At 71.8% G+C, this 17,292-nt stretch carries 15 protein-coding genes; 6 read left to right on the plus strand and 9 right to left on the minus strand.

What is annotated here, in order from left to right:
* Nucleotides 1-35 precede the first annotated feature (35 nt).
* The 3 genes from OG494_RS35785 to OG494_RS35795 are packed head-to-tail and all read left to right on the plus strand — an operon-like array spanning nucleotide 36 to nucleotide 1,821.
* Complete coding sequence (locus OG494_RS35785) at nucleotides 36-656, plus strand: VC0807 family protein (protein WP_328446323.1); 621 nt, start codon at nucleotides 36-38, stop codon at nucleotides 654-656.
* Between the two features lie 50 nt (nucleotides 657-706).
* Nucleotides 707-1,318 carry a VC0807 family protein gene (locus tag OG494_RS35790; RefSeq protein WP_328446325.1) on the plus strand — a complete coding sequence of 204 codons (612 nt, stop codon included), beginning with the start codon at nucleotides 707-709 and terminating at the stop codon, nucleotides 1,316-1,318.
* Nucleotides 1,315-1,821 (plus strand): YceI family protein, encoded by a 507-nt coding sequence (locus tag OG494_RS35795; RefSeq protein WP_328446327.1) that lies wholly within the window; start codon nucleotides 1,315-1,317, stop codon nucleotides 1,819-1,821. Before OG494_RS35790 ends, OG494_RS35795 begins: the two co-directional genes overlap by 4 nt.
* Here OG494_RS35795 and OG494_RS35800 read toward each other — a convergent pair.
* The 5 genes from OG494_RS35800 to glf form a co-directional block, all read right to left on the minus strand.
* Nucleotides 1,818-3,335 (minus strand): hypothetical protein, encoded by a 1,518-nt coding sequence (locus OG494_RS35800; protein WP_328446329.1) that lies wholly within the window; start codon nucleotides 3,333-3,335, stop codon nucleotides 1,818-1,820. The two genes, OG494_RS35795 and OG494_RS35800, sit on opposite strands and share 4 nt — an antisense overlap.
* Nucleotides 3,336-3,480: 145 nt before the next feature.
* On the minus strand, nucleotides 3,481-4,242 hold the full coding sequence (locus OG494_RS35805; RefSeq protein WP_328446331.1) for a hypothetical protein: 762 nt from the start codon (nucleotides 4,240-4,242) through the stop codon (nucleotides 3,481-3,483).
* Between the two features lie 114 nt (nucleotides 4,243-4,356).
* Nucleotides 4,357-5,343 (minus strand): decaprenyl-phosphate phosphoribosyltransferase, encoded by a 987-nt coding sequence (locus tag OG494_RS35810; RefSeq protein WP_328446333.1) that lies wholly within the window; start codon nucleotides 5,341-5,343, stop codon nucleotides 4,357-4,359.
* Nucleotides 5,340-5,927 (minus strand): phosphatase PAP2 family protein, encoded by a 588-nt coding sequence (locus OG494_RS35815; protein ID WP_442874325.1) that lies wholly within the window; start codon nucleotides 5,925-5,927, stop codon nucleotides 5,340-5,342. Before OG494_RS35815 ends, OG494_RS35810 begins: the two co-directional genes overlap by 4 nt.
* Nucleotides 5,920-7,143 (minus strand): UDP-galactopyranose mutase, encoded by a 1,224-nt coding sequence (gene glf, locus OG494_RS35820; protein ID WP_328446335.1) that lies wholly within the window; start codon nucleotides 7,141-7,143, stop codon nucleotides 5,920-5,922. The genes OG494_RS35815 and glf overlap by 8 nt, the downstream gene beginning before the upstream one ends.
* 79 nt (nucleotides 7,144-7,222) lie before the next feature.
* Here glf and OG494_RS35825 point away from each other — a divergent pair, with 79 nt between their 5' ends.
* On the plus strand, nucleotides 7,223-9,232 hold the full coding sequence (locus OG494_RS35825) for a DUF6541 family protein (protein WP_328446337.1): 2,010 nt from the start codon (nucleotides 7,223-7,225) through the stop codon (nucleotides 9,230-9,232).
* 168 nt (nucleotides 9,233-9,400) lie between these two features.
* Here OG494_RS35825 and OG494_RS35830 read toward each other — a convergent pair whose 3' ends face one another.
* Entirely contained in the window at nucleotides 9,401-10,285 is an 885-nt protein-coding gene (locus tag OG494_RS35830) for an LLM class flavin-dependent oxidoreductase (RefSeq protein ID WP_328446339.1), read from the minus strand.
* A 96-nt stretch (nucleotides 10,286-10,381) separates the two neighbouring features.
* Between OG494_RS35830 and OG494_RS35835 the strand changes: the two genes are divergently transcribed.
* Nucleotides 10,382-11,182, plus strand: a complete 801-nt coding sequence (locus OG494_RS35835) for an HAD family hydrolase (RefSeq protein WP_328459124.1) — start codon at nucleotides 10,382-10,384, stop codon at nucleotides 11,180-11,182.
* Between the two features lies 1 nt (nucleotide 11,183).
* On the opposite strand, the gene OG494_RS35840 is transcribed toward OG494_RS35835, so the two are convergent.
* The 3 genes from OG494_RS35840 to OG494_RS35850 all read right to left on the minus strand — a co-directional run bounded on the left by OG494_RS35840 (nucleotide 11,184) and on the right by OG494_RS35850 (nucleotide 15,079).
* Nucleotides 11,184-11,915, minus strand: a complete 732-nt coding sequence (locus OG494_RS35840) for a lysophospholipid acyltransferase family protein (RefSeq protein ID WP_328446340.1) — start codon at nucleotides 11,913-11,915, stop codon at nucleotides 11,184-11,186.
* A gap of 69 nt (nucleotides 11,916-11,984) precedes the next feature.
* Nucleotides 11,985-13,418, minus strand: a complete 1,434-nt coding sequence (gene wsfD, locus OG494_RS35845; protein ID WP_328446341.1) for a glycan biosynthesis hexose transferase WsfD — start codon at nucleotides 13,416-13,418, stop codon at nucleotides 11,985-11,987.
* Nucleotides 13,415-15,079 (minus strand): hypothetical protein, encoded by a 1,665-nt coding sequence (locus tag OG494_RS35850; RefSeq protein ID WP_328446342.1) that lies wholly within the window; start codon nucleotides 15,077-15,079, stop codon nucleotides 13,415-13,417. The genes wsfD and OG494_RS35850 overlap by 4 nt, the downstream gene beginning before the upstream one ends.
* Before the next feature lie 194 nt (nucleotides 15,080-15,273).
* Between OG494_RS35850 and OG494_RS35855 the strand changes: the two genes are divergently transcribed.
* A complete protein-coding gene (locus OG494_RS35855) occupies nucleotides 15,274-17,157 on the plus strand; it encodes a DUF6541 family protein (protein WP_328446344.1) in 1,884 nt (627 codons plus the stop codon).
* Nucleotides 17,158-17,292 lie beyond the last annotated feature (135 nt).

Here is a 17,292-nt window from a genome sequence, read left to right on the forward strand (position 1 = left end):
ATGTGTCGTGGCGGCAGTCGAAACAGACTGTCGTCATGACGCACACTTCGAGTGACCGCGGCGGGCTGACGATGCTCCTGCGCGACGTCGCTCTCCCGATGGCCCTGTTCTACGTCCTGCGCTCCTTCGACGTCGACGCGCTGTGGGCCCTGCTGGTCAGCGCGCTGCCGCCGGCGATCCGCTCCGGGTACGTCCTGGTACGGCACCGCCGGATCGACCCGATCGGCGCGTTCGTGCTGGCCATGCTCGTGGTCAACGGCGCGGTGGCGCTGATCTCCGGTGACCCGCGGCTGCTCCTGGTCCGCAGTGCCTGGGTCGGGCTGCTGCTGGGCGGGCTGATGCTGGCGAGCCTGGTCGTCGGCCGGCGGCCGTTCCTGTTCCGGGTGATCTGCACGCTCCAGCCGGCCCGTGCCGCCGAACTCGAAGCCGGGTGGGCCGCCGACGAGGACTTCCGGCAGCCGTGGCGCACGGTGACCCTCTGGTGGGGTGTGGGCGGCGTGCTGCTCGGCTGCGCCGTCGTGCTGATGGCGTTCACGCTGCCGGTCGACGTCGTGCCGTTCCTCGACACCGCGCTGACCGTCGGCTGCCTGCTGCTCGGCGTGAAGCTCACCCGGCAGCGGTTGACCGCCGGCATCAACCGGACGGTGGATGCGTAGGAGCCAGGTCGACGATGGCCCGGGCCCGGCCCGGCCGCGAAGCTCGGGTCATGGGGAAATCGCTCGTCGCGCTGCTCTGCGACATCGCCGCGCCGGTCGGCGGGTACTACCTGCTGCGGGCCTTCGACGTCGCGCCGATCTGGGCGCTGACGTTCAGCGGCCTGCCGCCGGCACTGCGGATGCTGTACCTGGCGCTGCGGCACCGGCGGGTCGACGGCATGGGCCTGTTCGTGCTGTTCATCGTCGGGATCGGGCTGGTGACGTCGCTGCTGACCGGCGACGCGCGGCTGCAGCTGATCCGGAGCGCGTGGTTCAGCATCCTGATCGGCGTCTGGATGCTCGCGAGCCTGTGGGTGGGCCGCCGCCCGACGACGTACCAGGCCACGCTGGCGCTGGTTCCCCACCGCGCTGACACGCTGGAGGCGCGCTGGGCGGACACGCCGTCGTTCCGGCGGGTCTGGCGGGTGCTGACGGTGGTCTGGGGCGTCGGTGGGCTGGTGCACAGCGGGCTGAGCGTGGCGCTGGCGTACACGTTCCCGGTGGACAGCGTGCCCGGGCTCGATACGGTGCTGTCGATCGCGAGTTTCGTGGTGCTCCAGGTGGTCACCCAGGTGCTGCTCGCGCGGGAGGGCACGATGAACCGGATGTGGGCGCGCCGATGATCGAGATCCCGCCGCCCGGCGAGTACCGGCTGGACCCGGCGCGGTGCCGGGTCGGCGTCTCCGGCACGCACCTGTTCGGCATGTCGACCGTGGCCGGCGAGTTCCCGCTGCGCGGCGGCACGGTGCTGGTCAGCGACCCGGTCACGGCGTCGCTGGTGACGGCGGAGATCGACGCGACAGGCCTCTCGACCGGTGACCGGCTGCGCGACACCGAACTGCAGTCCCGCAGGTTCCTTCACGGCCGTGAGCACCCGCTGATCACCTTCACCGAGGGCCACCCGCGTCAGGACGGCTCGCGGTGGCTGCTGGACGGCGTCGTGACGGTCCGCGGGACGGCGGGCCGCGTCCGGTGCGCGATCGACGCGGTCACGCTGACTCCCGACGGCTTCACGGCCCGCGCGGCGACGGTGGTGGACCGCTTCGCGTTCGGTCTCACGTACGGCAAGCGGATGGGCGGGCGCGAGTTCACCCTCACGCTGGACGTCACCGCGCTGCGGACTTAGCTCCCGGCCGCGTGGGCGGGCATCAGGTAGAGGTTCTGCGTGCCCATCCACGGCGAGTCGATGCGCCAGCTCGCCAGGGCCGTCGACGGCGGCGTGTGGCGCGTGGTCGCCAGGACCAGCTCCGGGCTCATCGGGGCGACGCTGTGGTCGAAGTTGTGGAAGTTGGCCTCGAGCAGCGCGCGGCCGAGGTCGCCGCTGCGGCGTTTCGTCTCGGCGATCGCCGGATCGACGGCGCCGCGGTCGGAGAACTCGTCCACCAGCTCGCAGTCGCACGCGTATGCGAGCGCGCCGACCTCGCCCGCCGTCTCGACCGTGCGGCCGTGGGCGATCGCCGCCAGTTCCTGGCCGATCTCGCGGTACTCCGTCGTCGACGCGTGGTTGCTGGTGATCGGCGCGAACCGGCGCGGGACACCCGGCAGCACGTACACCGCGACGCTCGCGGCGAGCACCGCGCCGGCGCCGGTCCACGCGGCCTGCTTCGCCCGGTGCGGCGCCGCCGTGACGCAGGCGCCGAGGAAGATCGTCGCGCCGATGATGCTCGGCGCGTAGTACCAGTGGTACGGCGGCACGCCGAGCCGGCTGTAGGCGACGTAGTGCAGCGCGCCCGCGACGGCGAGCAGCGCGAACGGCGTCAAGCGGCGGGCCGTCGCCGAGCCGCGGCGGAACTGGACGAGCCAGAGCACGCCGGCCAGGCCGCCGACCAGCAGCGGCAGGAACGACAGCGTGGCCGCGGCCGGGAAGTTGCGCCAGTAGAGCAACGGGCCGTTGGTGAAGCTGAACGGGCCCCACGACTGCTGGCTGATCTTGATGACCAGCGTGTCCGGCACGGCCGAGCCGAGCACCAGCCAGCTGAAGCCGAACCACGGGACCGTCACGGCGAGCGCGCCGAAGACCGTCCGCCAGATGCCGTCCCAAAACTCGCGGCGGGCCAGGAACACCACCGCCGCGATCAGCAGCAGGTCGATCCGGACGAGCGCGAGCAGCCCGATCACCAGCCCCAGCCGGCCGGGGTGGCGCTCCCCCGCGTAGACGAGCGCCCAGACGACGCCGGTGGCGCCGAGGGCGACCTCCAGGCCGACCGACGACAGCAGCAGCGGGTTGACCAGCAGCAAGCCGAACGTCAACGGCGCGAACGCCGGCGGCAGCTCGGCGCGCTCGGCCAGCCGGCGCAGCCCGAGCACCAGCCCGACCTGCGCGGCGACGAACACGATCCCGGCGGCCAGCACGGCGTCGCGGACGACGAACGTGACCGCGGCGAGAGCCAGGACGTTCAGCGGCGACGTCGCGGTGTTGGCCGTGCCCTGCTCGATCAGGCCCCAGTGCGCGTGGAACGCGAGGTTCTTGGCGTAGGACAGCGTGATGTACGTGTCATCGATCAGATGATGGCTGACCAGGGCGAACACCACGGCGGAGGCCACCGCGACCCCCGCCGGGAGGACCCAAGGACGGGTGACGGAGCGGGCCACCGGCAGCGCACCGGTGGCCTCGTCGAGTTCTGCGGAGGCGCTTCGCATCACGAACACCGTACCCTGCTCGTGATACTTCCGTGATCTGCCCGGTATCAAGTGGCGCAGCCGGACCTTCGCTCGCCCGAGTGCCGTCAAGGCCACCGCACGGGCGTCTGACGTCCGTACGGCGGCCTTGACGGCAGGTCAGGGGTCAGATGCCGGGGCCGGAACCGTCGTCGGTGCCGTTGGTGTTGCCGCCGTTGGGGGTGCCGGAGTTGCCGCCGCCGCGGTTTCCGAAGCCGCCGCGGCCGTCCATGCCCGGGCCGGCGCCCGGACCGGAGTACTGGCGGTGGATGCCCGGACGGCCGTCGCGGGGGCCGTGGCTCGTGGCCGCGGCGATCCCGCCGACGATGCCGCCGCCGACCAGGAGCCCGAGCACGCCGACGGCCACCAGCTGGGTGGCCCGGTGCCCGACGAACCGCCGGAACCCGCCGGGCTGTCGCGGCGCGGCCGCCGCGGGAGCGCCCCAGGCGCCGTAACCCGGGCCGGGAGCGCCGTAGGTCTGCCCGGGGCCGGGCTGGGAGAGCTGCGGGGTGGGCGGGGCCGCCTGCCCGTGCGCGGCGGTCTGGTCGGCCGCCGGAGCGGCGGGATCGCCCTGGGCCGGCGCGGCCGCGGCCGGTGGCCCGGCCGAGGGCAGCGCCATGGTCGGTTGCCCGGACGACGGCTGCCCGGCGGCAGACTGCCCGGCCGCCGGTTGCGCGGCTGACGGCTGCACGGCGGTGGGCTGCTCGGCGGCCGGTTGTCCGGCCGCGGGCGTAGTGGACGGCTGTCCGGCGGCAGGCTGTCCGGCCGACGGCGGTGCCGTGGCCGGGTGCTCAGCCGCGCCGGCCTGGGCCGTGGGCTGTTCGGCGGTCGGTTGCTCCGCGCCCGCGTTCGGCGGGACCTGGTGGGGGTCGCGCGGCTGGTCGGTCATGGTCGCTCCTGTGGTCTACGGGGACGAGCGTGCTGCCCGCCCCCACCACCTCAGGGTGACCCCGTCAGCTGTGCTGAACCTGAAGCCAACCTGTCGATCCGCCATGAGAAGGAGTCACAGGTAGAACGACAGGAACAGCGTGGCCACCCAGGTCGCGCCGAGCACCTGGAGCACGCGGTCCTTGAGCGCGATCTCCTCGGGCTCGCCCGCGATGCCGCCGTCGACGTCGACCGCGTAGCGCAGCACCGCCACCACGAACGGCACCATCGAGATGAGCGCCCACACCGAGTTGTGCTCGGTCTGGCGGATCTCGAACGCCCACAGGCAGTAGGACATGATCAGGATCGCCGCCGACGTCGCCCAGACGAACCGCAGGTAGCTGGCCGAATACTTCTTCAGCGACGACCGGATCTTCGCCCCGGTGCGCTCGAACAGCATGATCTCCGCGTAGCGCTTGCCGGCCACCATGAACAGCGAGCCGAACGCCGTGACCAGCAGGAACCATTGCGACAGGGCCAGGCCGCCCGCGACACCACCGGCGATCGAGCGCATCAGGAAGCCCGAGCCGACGATGGCCAGGTCGACCACCGGCTGGTGCTTGAGGCCGAAGCAGTAGCCGAGCTGGACGGCTTCATAGACCGCCAGCACGACCGCCAGCTGCCAGCTGGCGAGGAACGAGACGCCGAGGCCGGCGAGGAAGAACACGACCGCGGACCCGTACGCGACGGGCACCGGCACGATCCCGGCCGCGATCGGCCGGTTCCGCTTGGTCGGGTGCGCCTTGTCGGCCTCGACGTCGACCGCGTCGTTGATGAGGTAGACCGAGCTCGCCACCAGCGAGAAGGCCACGAAGGCGACGATCGCGTCGAGCAGCAGGCCCGTGCGGTCGGTCGACTTCGAGAAGGCGAAGAACGGGGCCGCGAAGACCAGGACGTTCTTCACCCACTGGCGCGGACGGGCGGTCTTGATCACGCCGCCCACCAGGCCGAACGGGCCGCGTGCCGCGGTCTCCGTCGTCGTCTCCGCCGGCACCGGGGTTTCCGGTGTCTCGGGAGTCACGGCCGCTTCGTCGCTGTTGCGCTGCTCGGTCGTCTCGCTCATGGGTTCTTCTTCAGCTTCCGTCGTATCAGACCACCGACGAGCCCCCCGAGGGCCGCACCGGCCAGAACGTCTGTCGGATAGTGAACGCCGAGCACGAGCCGCGAGGCGAGCATCGGCGGTACCAGGGCGGGCACCAGGTTACGCCCGGTCAATCCGGAGTAGAGCACCGCCGCCGCCGTCGTGGACGTCGCGTGCGACGACGGGAAGCTCAGCTTGCTCGGCGTGCCGACCAGCACCTCGACGCTCGGGTGGTCCGGACGCGGCCGCCTGACCACGCGTTTCACCGCGATCGACGCGGCGTGGGCGCCGACGACGCCGGCCGACGCGATCAGCCAGTCCTTGCGCCGCTTCTTGTCGACCGCCGCGCCGATCAGGCCGATGCTGAACCAGCCGATGGCGTGCTCGCCGAAGTGCGACATGCCGCGCGCGGCTTTCACCGAGACGTCATTCTTCAGAAAACCCTGTGCCTTGGAAAGGACAGCTACCTCGCCCGTCCCAGCTGCAGTTGGGGGGTCCAGGGGGGCTTGTCCCCCGGCCGGGGTCTGGGGCTCGGCCCCAGACGGCACTGCGCCCTTCTCAAGCATCGAGGGACCCGTCGAGCGGCGCGCCGTCGGTCAGGTGCGGGGCGATCTTGTTGTCGAACGCCGAGAGCGCCGACCCGATGGCCATGTGCATGTCGAGGTACTTGTAGGTGCCGAGCCGGCCGCCGAACAGCACGTTCCGCTCGCGCGCCTCGGTCTTGGCCAGTTCGCGGTAGGCCTCGAGCTTCTCGCGGTTGTCCGGGGTGTTGATCGGGTAGTACGGCTCGTCCTCTTCCTTCGCGAAGCGGGAGAACTCGCGGAAGATGACCGTCTTGTCCTTGGGGTAGTCCCGCTCCGGGTGGAAGTGCCGGAACTCGATGATGCGGGTGTAGGGGACTTCCTGGTCGTTGTAGTTGACGACCGAGGTGCCCTGGAAGTCTCCGGTCTCGGCGACCTCGGACTCGAAGTCGACGGTGCGCCAGGTGAACCGGCCCGCCGAGTAGTCGAAGTAGCGGTCCAGCGGACCGGTGTAGACGGTCGGGGTGCCCGCCGGGATGTGCTCGCGCACGTCGAAGTAGTCGACGTTCAGCCGGATCTCGATGTTCTCGTGCTCGGCCATCTTCTCGAGCCACGCGGTGTACCCGTTGACGGGCAGGCCCTCGTAGGCGTCGTTGAAGTACCGGTTGTCGAAGTTGTACCGGACCGGCAGGCGCGTGATGATGTTCTCGCCCAGGTTCTTGGGGTCGTTCTCCCACTGCTTCGCGGTGTACCCGCGGATGAACGCCTCGTAGAGGGGGCGGCCGACCAGCGAGATGGCCTTTTCCTCGAGGTTCTGCGCGGCGCCGGTCTCGAACTCCGACGACTGCTTGGCGATGAGCTCGCGGGCCTCGTCCGGCGTGTGGGACTTGCCGAAGAACTGGTTGATCAGCGCGAGGTTCATCGGGAACGAGTAGACCTGGTCCTTGACCCGCGCGAACACCCGGTGCTGGTAGTTCGTGAACTCGGTGAAGCGGTTCACGTACTCCCAGACGCGCTTGTTCGAGGTGTGGAACAGGTGCGCGCCGTACTTGTGCACCTCGATCCCGGTCTCGGGCTCGGCCTCGGAGTAGGCGTTGCCGCCGATGTGGCTGCGCCGTTCGAGGATGAGGACCTTCTTGCCCAGCTCGGCCGCGGCCCGTTCGGCGACCGTCAGGCCGAAGAATCCGGACCCGACGACGACGAGGTCGTAACCTGCGAAATCGGCTTCAGTAATCTTGGCGGGGTTCGTGTGCGCGCTCACGGGCGTCGAGGGTACGCAGTCCGCTGACCCGGCCCGCACCCGACTATCACAATTCGGCCCACGACACACCTGGAAAGCAGTGCCTGCACCCGAGGACTTCTGGAGTTACTTCGCCGCGGTGGCCACCTACGTGGCCGTGCTGGCGGTCCCCGGCGGCGTCGTCGGGTGGGCCGCCGGCCTGCGCGGCTGGGCCCTCGCGGGCCTCGCGCCGCTGCTCAGCTACGCCATCACCGGCCTGGCCGGGCCGTGGCTGGCGATCGTCCACGTGCCGTACGGCCCGCTCAGCGTCGCCGCGTGCACGCTGCTGCTCGCGGGCGTGCTGTACGGCCTGCGCCGGCTGGCCGTGGCCCGGGGGTGGATGACGCCCGGCGCCGAGGAGCCGCACCAGGCGTGGACCCGCCGGGCGCACGCCGCCGTGGCCGTCTGCGTCGGGATCGCGACGGCCGTGTCGATCGCCGTGGTGGTGTCCGGCCGCGGCGGCACGACCGCCGTCTTCCAGCGCTGGGACACCGTGTTCCACGCGAACGGCATCCGCTACATCGCCGACACCGGCGACGGCTCGCTGACCGGCATGGGCACGCTCAACTGGTACCCCGACGGCTCGTTCTACCCGAACGCGTACCACCTGGTCGGCGCGCTGGTCTACCAGCTGTCCGGGACGTCGATCCCGGTCACGCTCAACGCCGTCACGATGCCGATCGCCGGGCTGTTCGCCCTGGCCCTGGTCGCCCTGGTGCGCCAACTCGGCGGCCGCGCGGTGTTCGCGGGCTGCGCCGCGCTGGTCGCCGGCGGCGCCACGACCGGCGCGTACGAGTCGGTGTCGAGCGGGTTGCTGCCGTTCGCGCTGGGCATCGTCCTGACGCCGCTGGCCGCGGTCGCGCTGCAGCGGTTCGTGGTCCGGCCGGGTGTCGACACCGGCGCGGTGCTGGCGCTGAGCGCGGCGGGCCTGCTCGCCGCGCACTCGAGCGCGTTGTTCGGCGCGATCCTGTTCGCGTTGCCGCTGGTGGTGCAGCGCTGGTACCGGGCGCTGCGCGGCCGCCGCGTCGACGGCGTTCCCGAGGGCAAGGCCGCCTGGCGGGTCGCGGGCGGCGACGTGCTGAAGATGATCCCGGTGATGCTGGGGGCCGGCCTGCTGGCCGCACCGCACATCCTGGGCGCGATCACCTTCACGTCCGGGTCGTACCCGTACCACCCGTGGGGCTCGCACATGCCGGTGTGGAAGGCCCTGGCCATGCTGGCGACGTTCAAGCAGGTGCTGCCGGTGCCGCAGATCTGGCTCACGGTGTTCCTGGCGTTCGGCGCGCTCACGCTGGTGGCGCTGCGGCGGCTGCGCTGGCTGATGCTGTCGGCGCTGGGGCTGTCGGCGCTGTTCGTCGTCGTCGCGTGCTTCGGCGGCGAAGACTGGGTGATCTCGCTGTCGCGGCCCTGGTGGAACGACCGGTTCCGGCTGATGGCGCTGGCGGCGATCCCGATGTGCCTGATCGCGGCGCACGGCATGAGCGAGGCCCAGCGCCGGCTGGCGATGCTCGCCGACGGACGCGCGTGGGTGCGCGCGCGGCCGTGGCTGACCGGCCGGGTCGGGCTGGCGACGGCGGTGCTGATCGTGGTCGCGATGGGTGTGCTGACCGGCGGGTTCTACCGCGCGGCCAACGCCAAGACGGTTTCGCTGCTGTACTACAACGGCCTGCCCGGCGAGGTGGTCCCGCCGGTCAGCCAGGACGAGATCGACGCGATGGACCGGCTCGGCGAGCTGGGCATCCCCGGCGACCAGAAGGTGCTCAACGACCGCCTCGACGGCACGGCCTGGATGTACGCGCTGACCGGCGTGCACCCGGTGGCCGCCCACTACGACGCCGGCGCGGTGAATCCCGACGCCGTCTACCTGGCGGTGCACTTCCGCGACTACGACACCGATCCCCGGGTCCGCGCCGTGACGCAGCGGCTGAACGTGCACTACGTGCTGGTCGGCAGCGGCACGATCCGCCGGGACACGCCGATCGCGCCGGGCCTGCAGAAGCTGGACGGGCTGGACTTCGTGAGCGTCGTCTACCGGAACCCGGGCGCCGTCATCTACCGGATCACCAAGTAGGCCCGATCGTCGAATAGACAAAGCCCTCGTGGCCGCGGCGCCCCGTGCCGCGGCCACGAGGGCCTCCCGTCCCCCAACCACCCCCGGGGTGATCCTTGACGTCTGCTGTGAAGGACGCCTGAGGGACGGCAATCGGTTTCCCGGTCACCCGGATGTCACCCGTTCGGCCTAAGCATGCAGCTCCGGCAGGACATCGTTCGCCACCTGCTCCAGCACCGCTTCACGCCCCTCGTACGGCGACGACGACCGCGGCCAGTGCGAGATCACGTCGGTGAAGCCCAGCTCGCCCGCGCGGCCCACCGCGTCGCGGAACGCCTCCACGCTGCTCAGCGAGAACACTGGCGACGCGTCCAGGCTGAGGTGGCGCTGGATGCCCGCCCGCTCGCGGCCGACGGCGTCGAGGCGCTGGTCGAAGACGGTGCACAGTGCCGCCACCCCGCGCCACCACTCGTCGACGGTCGCGCCGCCCTTGCCGGTGGTCACCCAGCCCGCGCCGAAGCGGGCCGCGAGCGTCATCGTGCGCGGGCCGTTCGCCGCGACCACGAACGGCAGCCGCGGCCGCTGGACCGTGCCCGGCAGGTTGCGGGCGCCGCGGGCCTTGTAGTACTCGCCCTCGAAGTCGAACTTGTCGGTCATCAGCAGCCCGTCGAGCGACTCGACGAACTCCGTGAACCGGTCGGCGCGCTGCTTCGCCGTCAGCTCCGGCGCGCCGAGCACCTCGCCGTCGTAGTGCTGGTGGTCGACGCCCGCGCCGACACCGAGGACGAACCGGCCGTCGGAGACGTCGTCGAGGGTGACCAGCTCACGCATGAACGGCACCGGATGCCGGGCGACCGGCGACGCCACGAACGTGCCGAGCCGGATCCGCGACGTCACCATCGCCGCCGCCGTCAGGGTCGGGACCGCGGAGAACCACGGGCCGTCGACCAGGTTGCGCCAGCCCAGGTGGTCGTACGTCCACGCGTGGTCGAAGCCGTATTCCTCGGCCGCCCGCCACTTCGGCTCGGCGGCCCACCAACGATCTTCCGGGAGAATCACGATGCCTACTCGCACACTGCCGGACGATAGAGGCAACCACCGACATTCGCGCGGACGGGCGGGACCTCACCCGGACGTGTCAGGGACAATGACGGGGTGGAGAGACCCCTTCTGATCGCGTCCGACGTCGACGGCACCCTGCTCGGCCCGTCCGAAGCCCTGAGCGAGCGCACCATCGCGACCGTGCGCCGGGCGGTCGAGGCGGGCGTGCCGTTCGTGCTGGCCAGCGGCCGGCCGCCGCGCTGGATCGCGCCGATCGCGCGGCCGCTCGAGCTGACCGGGTACGCGGTGTGCGCGAACGGCGCCGTCCTCTACGACTGCGGCAGCGAGGAGATCCTCGAGGTCCACGGCCTGCTCGAGCCGACCCTGCTGCACGACATCGCGAGCGCGCTCGACAAGGCGCTGCCGGACTGCCGGCTGGCCGCCGAGCGGGTCGCCACCGGCCCGGTGGACCACGACATGCGCAACTTCGTGATCGAACCGGACTACCACAACCCGTGGGGCGACAGCGAAGGCCGCGTCGGGCCGCGGGCCGAGGTCCTCGGGCACCCGGCGATCAAACTGCTGGTCAGCCACCGCGGCATGACGTCCGGGGAGATGGCCGACGCGATCACGGCACTGTTCGGCACCGAGGTCGACGCCACCTACTCGTCGTCGGGCGGGCTGGTCGAGATCGCCGCCCACGGCATCACGAAGGCGACCGGCCTCGCCGACGTCGCCGCGCGCTTCGAGGTCTCGGCGGACCGCGTGATCGCCTTCGGCGACATGCCCAACGACGTCGAGATGCTGCGCTGGGCGGGCCACGGCGTCGCCATGGAGAACGGCCACCCTGCGGTGCTCAAGGTCGCCGACGAGGTCACCGGCCCGGCCGGGGACGACGGCGTCGCCCAGGTCCTCGAACGCTGGTTCTGAGTCAGGAGCGGTTGTCGAGCTCGGCCGCTTCCTCCGGGGTGGGCGCGGTCCCGCCCAGGTGGGCGGGCAGCCACCAGCGTTCCTCGTCGGAGGCGGGCCGGTCCGGGTAGCCGGCCTGGGCGCGGTCGACGAGCGCGCTCATCCGGGCGCGCAGCTCCTTCGTCACGACGTCCCAGTCGTCACCCTTCGCCGGGTGCATCGGCTCGCCGATGAGGATCGAGATCGGCACGTGCCGGCGGGTCAGGTCCTTCGGCCGGCCCTTCGTCCACAGCCGCTGGGTGCCCCACAGGGCCATCGGCACGACCGGGACGTCCGCCGCCGCGGCCATCCGGACGGCACCCGACTTGATCTCCTTGACGGTGAACGACCGGCTGATGGTGGCCTCCGGGAAGACGCCGACGACCTCGCCGTCCTTCAGCTTCTGGAGGGCCTCGCGGTAGGAGGCGATGCCCGCGGCGCGGTCGACCGGGATGTGGTGCATCCCCCGCATCAGCGGCCCGGCGATCCGGTTGTCGAAGATCTCCTGCTTCGCCATGAACCGCGTCAGCCGCTTGGCCGGGCGCGCGCCGAGGCCGCAGAAGATGAAGTCCAGGTAGCTCACGTGGTTGCACGCGATGACCGCGCCGCCGGTGCGCGGGATGTGCTCCGCGCCCTCGACCCGGATGCGGTTGTCCAGTACCCGGAACATCGCCCGGGCCGCCGCGATCACGGGCGGGTACACGAAGTCAGCCATCCCACCAGGTTACGGGACCGTAGGTTACGGCCGGCCCTTCAGCGGGGAAGAACACAAACCGCGCGAACCTCACACCGCCCGCACGCGCTCCCGCCGGACGGGCACGGCGAGCACCAGAGCGAGCAGGAGCGTGAACAGCGCGACGGACTGGTGCTTGACGCCCTCGATGCCGTCGCCGAGGGCCGCCATGCCGAACTGCGACACCGAGACGACCAGCAGGAACGCCAGCACGACGCCCAGCGCGGCCCGGCGCCGGCTCCACGCACCGGCCAGCACCAGCAGCCAGAGCGGCACCAGCGCGAACAGCCCGAGCGGCGCGATCAGGCCGGTCAGCCACGACACGACCGGCACCCGGTACTCCTGCGCGTGCGGCGCGAAGCCCGCGGACCGGTCGAAGCTGCCGAGGTAGTCCGGCCGCGCGGTGAGCTGGTCGGTCGCGGCGCGGTTCAGCACCTCGAGCGTCCGGCCGGGGTGGCTCGCGAAGTACGCGATGACGTTCGCGCGGTCCATCCGGTCGCGGTAGGCCGGGTAGCGCGGGTCGATCCGCGCCGGGTGCGGGTGCCACCAGCCGTTGCCCGCGTACTGCGCGAACGACGGCGGCAGCCCGAGGTCCGCGAGGTCGGCCCGGGTGTCGTGCCGGCCGTCGACGATGTTCAGGAAGATCGTGTTGAACATGTTGATCTCGCGCGAATCGTCGCCGGGCAGCTCGGCGAGCGTCCCGTCGGGCGCGACGGCCGGTTCGACGCTCTGCTGCGCGGCGAGCGTGGCGACGCCGAGCGCGCCGACGACCAGCACCGCCGCGGCCCACCGCCGGGCGCCGCGCAGGGTCCCCGGGCGGACCAGCAGGATCGCGACCACCAGGATCGGCAGGATGGTCAGCGTCTGGACCTTGGCGTTGACCGCCAGGACGCCGCCGGCGAGCGTCACGGCCATGCCCGCGTAGCTCCACCGGCCCTCGCGGGCGGTGAGCAGCAGGCCACCCGCGATCAGCAGCAAGCCGAGGAAGGCCGCACCTTCGCCGAGCACCGCCGCGAAGTACCCGAAGAACGCCGAATCGGCGACGACCAGCAGCAGCCCGGCCGCTACGGCGAGCCGCGCCCGGCGGCCGTACGGCAGGCCGAGCACGATCGCGGCGACGGCCGCGGCGGCGATCAGGCTGCTCAGCAGGCCGAGGACGACCAGGCTCAGCGTCGAGGGGAAGCCGAAGACCCCGGCGAGCCGGACGGCCAGGTCGGCCAGCCAGCTCTGCGTCAGCAGGTAGGTGGGCCGGCACGGCGCCGCGCCGGGCGGCGCGCTGTAGGCGAGGTGGATGAACGGCTCCGGCAGGCCGCGCCAGGTGATGCCGGCGCCGCAGAGCACGCGGCCGCCGTCGCCGTTGTTGGACATCGCGACCGGGCGTGGCACCAGGAACCGCACCGCGAAGAGGGTGAACGACGCCGCGAAGATCCCGAGCCCGAGCGCGGCATCGGTGGTCAGCCGCCGCTTCGGGACGTCGAGTTTCACGAAGGACAGGGTACGTAGCGGAAGTCCGGGTCCCGGTCGAGGTCGTCGACCAGGGACTTCGCCTGCTCGGCCCGCGGGTAGACGGAGACCCAGTACGGCGTGCCGACGCGCCGGAACGTGGCGACCTCGTACTGGCCCGCGTAGACCGGGTCGATCGCGCAGTGCTGGCGGTCGGCGTAACCGCCGTCGGCGGGGACCGCGACGGTGGGGCGGCGGCCGTTGACCACGTAGTCGTAGTCCGTGGCGTACCCGCCGTCGTGCTGCCCGTCACGGGCGATGTGGTCGTCGGTGCGGCCGAGGACGTCGATGATGAGCAACTGGCCGCCCCGGGCCGAAAGCGCGCCGGGCGCGGCGGCGCTGACGACCGACCCCGGCGGCAGGTACGTGCCCAGCCAGCCGCCGATCTCGGTGAGCTCGGTGCCGTAGGTGCGCCAGTCGCGCACACGGCCGAGCATGTCGGGGCTGAACACCGAGACGAGCACGGCGATCCCGGCCAGGCCGCAGGCGGCCACCGGGACCAGCCGGGTGCCGGCGGGCCAGGCGCGCGGCCGCGGTGACGGCTTCACCTCGACGTCCGCTGTCAGCACGCCGTACGCCGCGACGGACCCGACGGCGAGCAGGGGCGGCACCCCGGCCAGCAGCCGCCACGACGGGCCGGCGTCGCCGCCCGACAGGACGGCGGCCGCGGCGAGCCCGGCCGCCATCGCGAACATCAGCCAGATCAGCGCGCGGGACTCGAGCGCGGCGCCGGCCGCGCGGCGCAGCAGCAAGGCGACCGCGGCGACCAAGGCGAGCAGCAGGAAACCCTGGTGCACCAAGGCGAATCCGGACAGGTACGGCCAGCCGCCGGCGACCTGCGTGCCGAACGGGCCGCCGAGTTTGGCGGCCAGCGGCGCGGGCACGTAGTGCTGGTAGAACGTCAGCCGCCAGGCCAGCCGGGGGATGAGGAACACCAGCGCGCCCAGAATGTAGCCCGCAGGCGCCCACCAGGTGTGCTGCTTCTTCGCGGCCGCGCCCGCCAGCCAGAGACCGCCGAAGACGCCGACGACCAAGCCTTCCGGGCTGGTCATCACGGCGAACGCGACGAGCACGCCGGCCACCACCGGGCGGCGCGCCGCGAGCGAATAGCAGACAGCGAGGACGAGGAGCACGAACAGCGGCACCTCGGACCCGGACGGCCCGTAGACGGCCAGCCCGCCAGCGGCCGCGGTGAGCACCGCGGCCGCGACCCCGATCGCCGGCCGCGGCTCGGCGTCGGCCGGTGTCGCGGCCACGACCACCCGGTTGACGAGGAAGTAGGAAAGCAACACACAACCGAGCGCGGAAAGAACCCCGAACACGATGGCGGTGGTTTGCACGTCGGCGCCGAATGCGGCACGCGGAAGGGCGATCAGCACCAGCCAGAGGAAGTTCGTATATCCCTCGACGCGTTCACCGGGGTTGAAGACCGGGCCGTTGCCCTCGGCGATGTTCGCCGCGTACCGGAACGAAACGAGCGCGTCTTCCGTGACGGTCGCGAACAACAGCTGGTGGAGCAGGGAAAGACCGAGGGTGAGGGCGAGGACGAACCCGCGCAGGCCGCGGTCGGTGCCCAGCCTGCCCCAGGTCAGCACCACGATCGCGGCGAGTACCAGCCACGCCCCCACGACCGCGTAGACCACCCGGCCCCCTCACCTCGTCACCCCGCCGGCCCCGCCAGGTTATCGGTCATCGGGTGACAGACCAGGGGTCAATATAACCCGATCGGGTGGCAATTCCGACGGCTGAACCGACGGCCCCGGAATTCCGGGTAAAAGACCTGATCAGAGCCGTCCCCCGGACTTTCCGGCCGGCCGTTGTCGGCTTAGTCTCCAGCGTGCTCTCCGTCTGCGTCGCCATTGCCGTCATCGCCGTCCCGGGCTTCCTGACCGGGCTCGCGGCGGGCGTGCGCGGCTGGGCCCTGGCCGGGCTGACGCCGTTGCTGAGCTACGCCATCGGCGGGCTGACCGGACCGTGGACCGCGGCGGTGGGCCTGTCGTTCACTCCCCTGACCTACGCCGTGTCGACCGTGGTGTTCGTGGCGATCGCTTTCGGTGTCCGGAAACTGACTGTCCGCCGCTGGGCACCGGAGCCCGAACCGGGGTTGTGGGCGCGGCGCGGGCACGTCGCGGTGGGGGCGTGCCTGCTGTTCGCGGCGGCGATCGGCGTCTACGCGACGCTGCTCGGCCTGGGCCACCTCGGCGCGCTGCCGCAGGGATTCGACGCGGTGTACCACGGGAACGCCGTCCGCTACATCGCCGACACCGGCGACGGCAGCCTGTTCGGCACCGGCCACGTGAACTGGTACGGCGACGCGGCGCCGGTGTTCTACCCCAACGCGTACCACCTGCTGGCGGCCGTGACGTACCGGCTGAGCGGGGCGTCGATCCCGGAGGTGCTGGACGCGAACACCGTGCTGCTGCCGGGTTTGCTGGCCCTGTCCTTGGTGACGCTGGTGCGGGAGTTCCGCGGCCGCGCGGTGCTGGCCGGCGCGGTCGCGCTGACGGCGGTGGCGCCGGTGATGGGCGTCTACGAGTCGATGGACCGCGGCCCGCTGCTGCCGTTCGCGCTGGGGCTGACGCTGACGCCGTTGAGCGCGGTGGCGCTGCGGCGGTACCTGGAGCGGGTCGCGCCCGACACCGGGCTGGTGCTGCTGCTGGCCGCGGTCGGGCTGCTGTGCGTGCACTCGTCGACGTTGTTCGGCGGGATCCTGTTCGCCGGCCCGCTGCTGATCCAGCGCTGGCTCGGCGGCTGGCGCCGGATCGGCCGCGACCTGCTGGCGCTGCTGCCGATCGCGGCGGTGGCGCTACTGGTGGCGTGGCTGCAGCTGTTCGGGGCGCTGGGCCTGGCGAACAGCGCGGTGCCGTACTACGGCTGGCCGAGCGAGTGGCGCGCGTCGACGGCGCTGGGGGCGCTGCTCGGGTTCCAGCACCAGGAGCCGCACCCGCAGATCTGGCTGTCGGTGGCGCTGTTCCTGGGCATCGTGTTCTTCGCCAGGGCGGGAGCGCTGCGCTGGATCGGCCTGACGGCGGCGGTGACGGGCCTGGCGTACATGGCGGTGGCGTCGTCGAACGCCTCGCTGGTGATGGCGCTGTCGAGGCCGTGGTGGGACGACCCGTACCGGTTTTTCGCGATGGCGGCGGTCCCCCTGTGCGTCCTGGCGGCCCACGGCTTGGCTTCGACGCAGGCCTGGCTGTCTTCGCGGTTCTCCCGGCTCCCGGCGGTCGCCGTGGCGGTGGTGGTGCTGCTGGGGTTCGTGCTGCTGTCGAACGGCTTGTACGTCCGGTCGAACGGGTCCCGGGTAGCGGCGGGCTACCAGGCGGCGGACCCCTCGAAGCTGCGGGTGACGCCGGGCGAGGCAACGGCGATGGAGCAACTCGGGCGGCTGGCCAAGCCGGGCGAGTGGGCGATGAACGACCGCTTCGACGGGACGGCGTGGACGTACGCGCTGTCGGGAGTCCGAACGGTGGCGGGCCACTTCGACGAGACGCTCCCGCCGTCGGACGCGGTGCTGCTGGCGGACCGGTTCCGCGACTACGAGACGGACCCGGCGGTGCGGGCGGCGGTGAAGCGGCTCAACGTGCGGTGGGTGATCTTGGGGAAGCCGTCCACGGAGCCGGGCAAGCCGTACCAGCCGGGGCTGATCGGGCTGGCCGGTGAGCCGTTCCTGCAGGAGGTCTGGAGTGACTCGGACGCGGTGATTTATCGACTCCGGCCCTGAAGTTGTCCACAAGTGCACAAGCACCTGTGGACAACTTGGGTACATGTCTGTGGGCAGGTGCCCGATGGGGCGGAAATCGGGGTGGAATGCTGTGACAGCCTCGGAAAGCGCGTGAACGTCACGGTGACGAAAGTG

The organism is Amycolatopsis sp. NBC_00438, from assembly GCF_036026695.1.
Lineage (GTDB): Bacteria > Actinomycetota > Actinomycetes > Mycobacteriales > Pseudonocardiaceae > Amycolatopsis.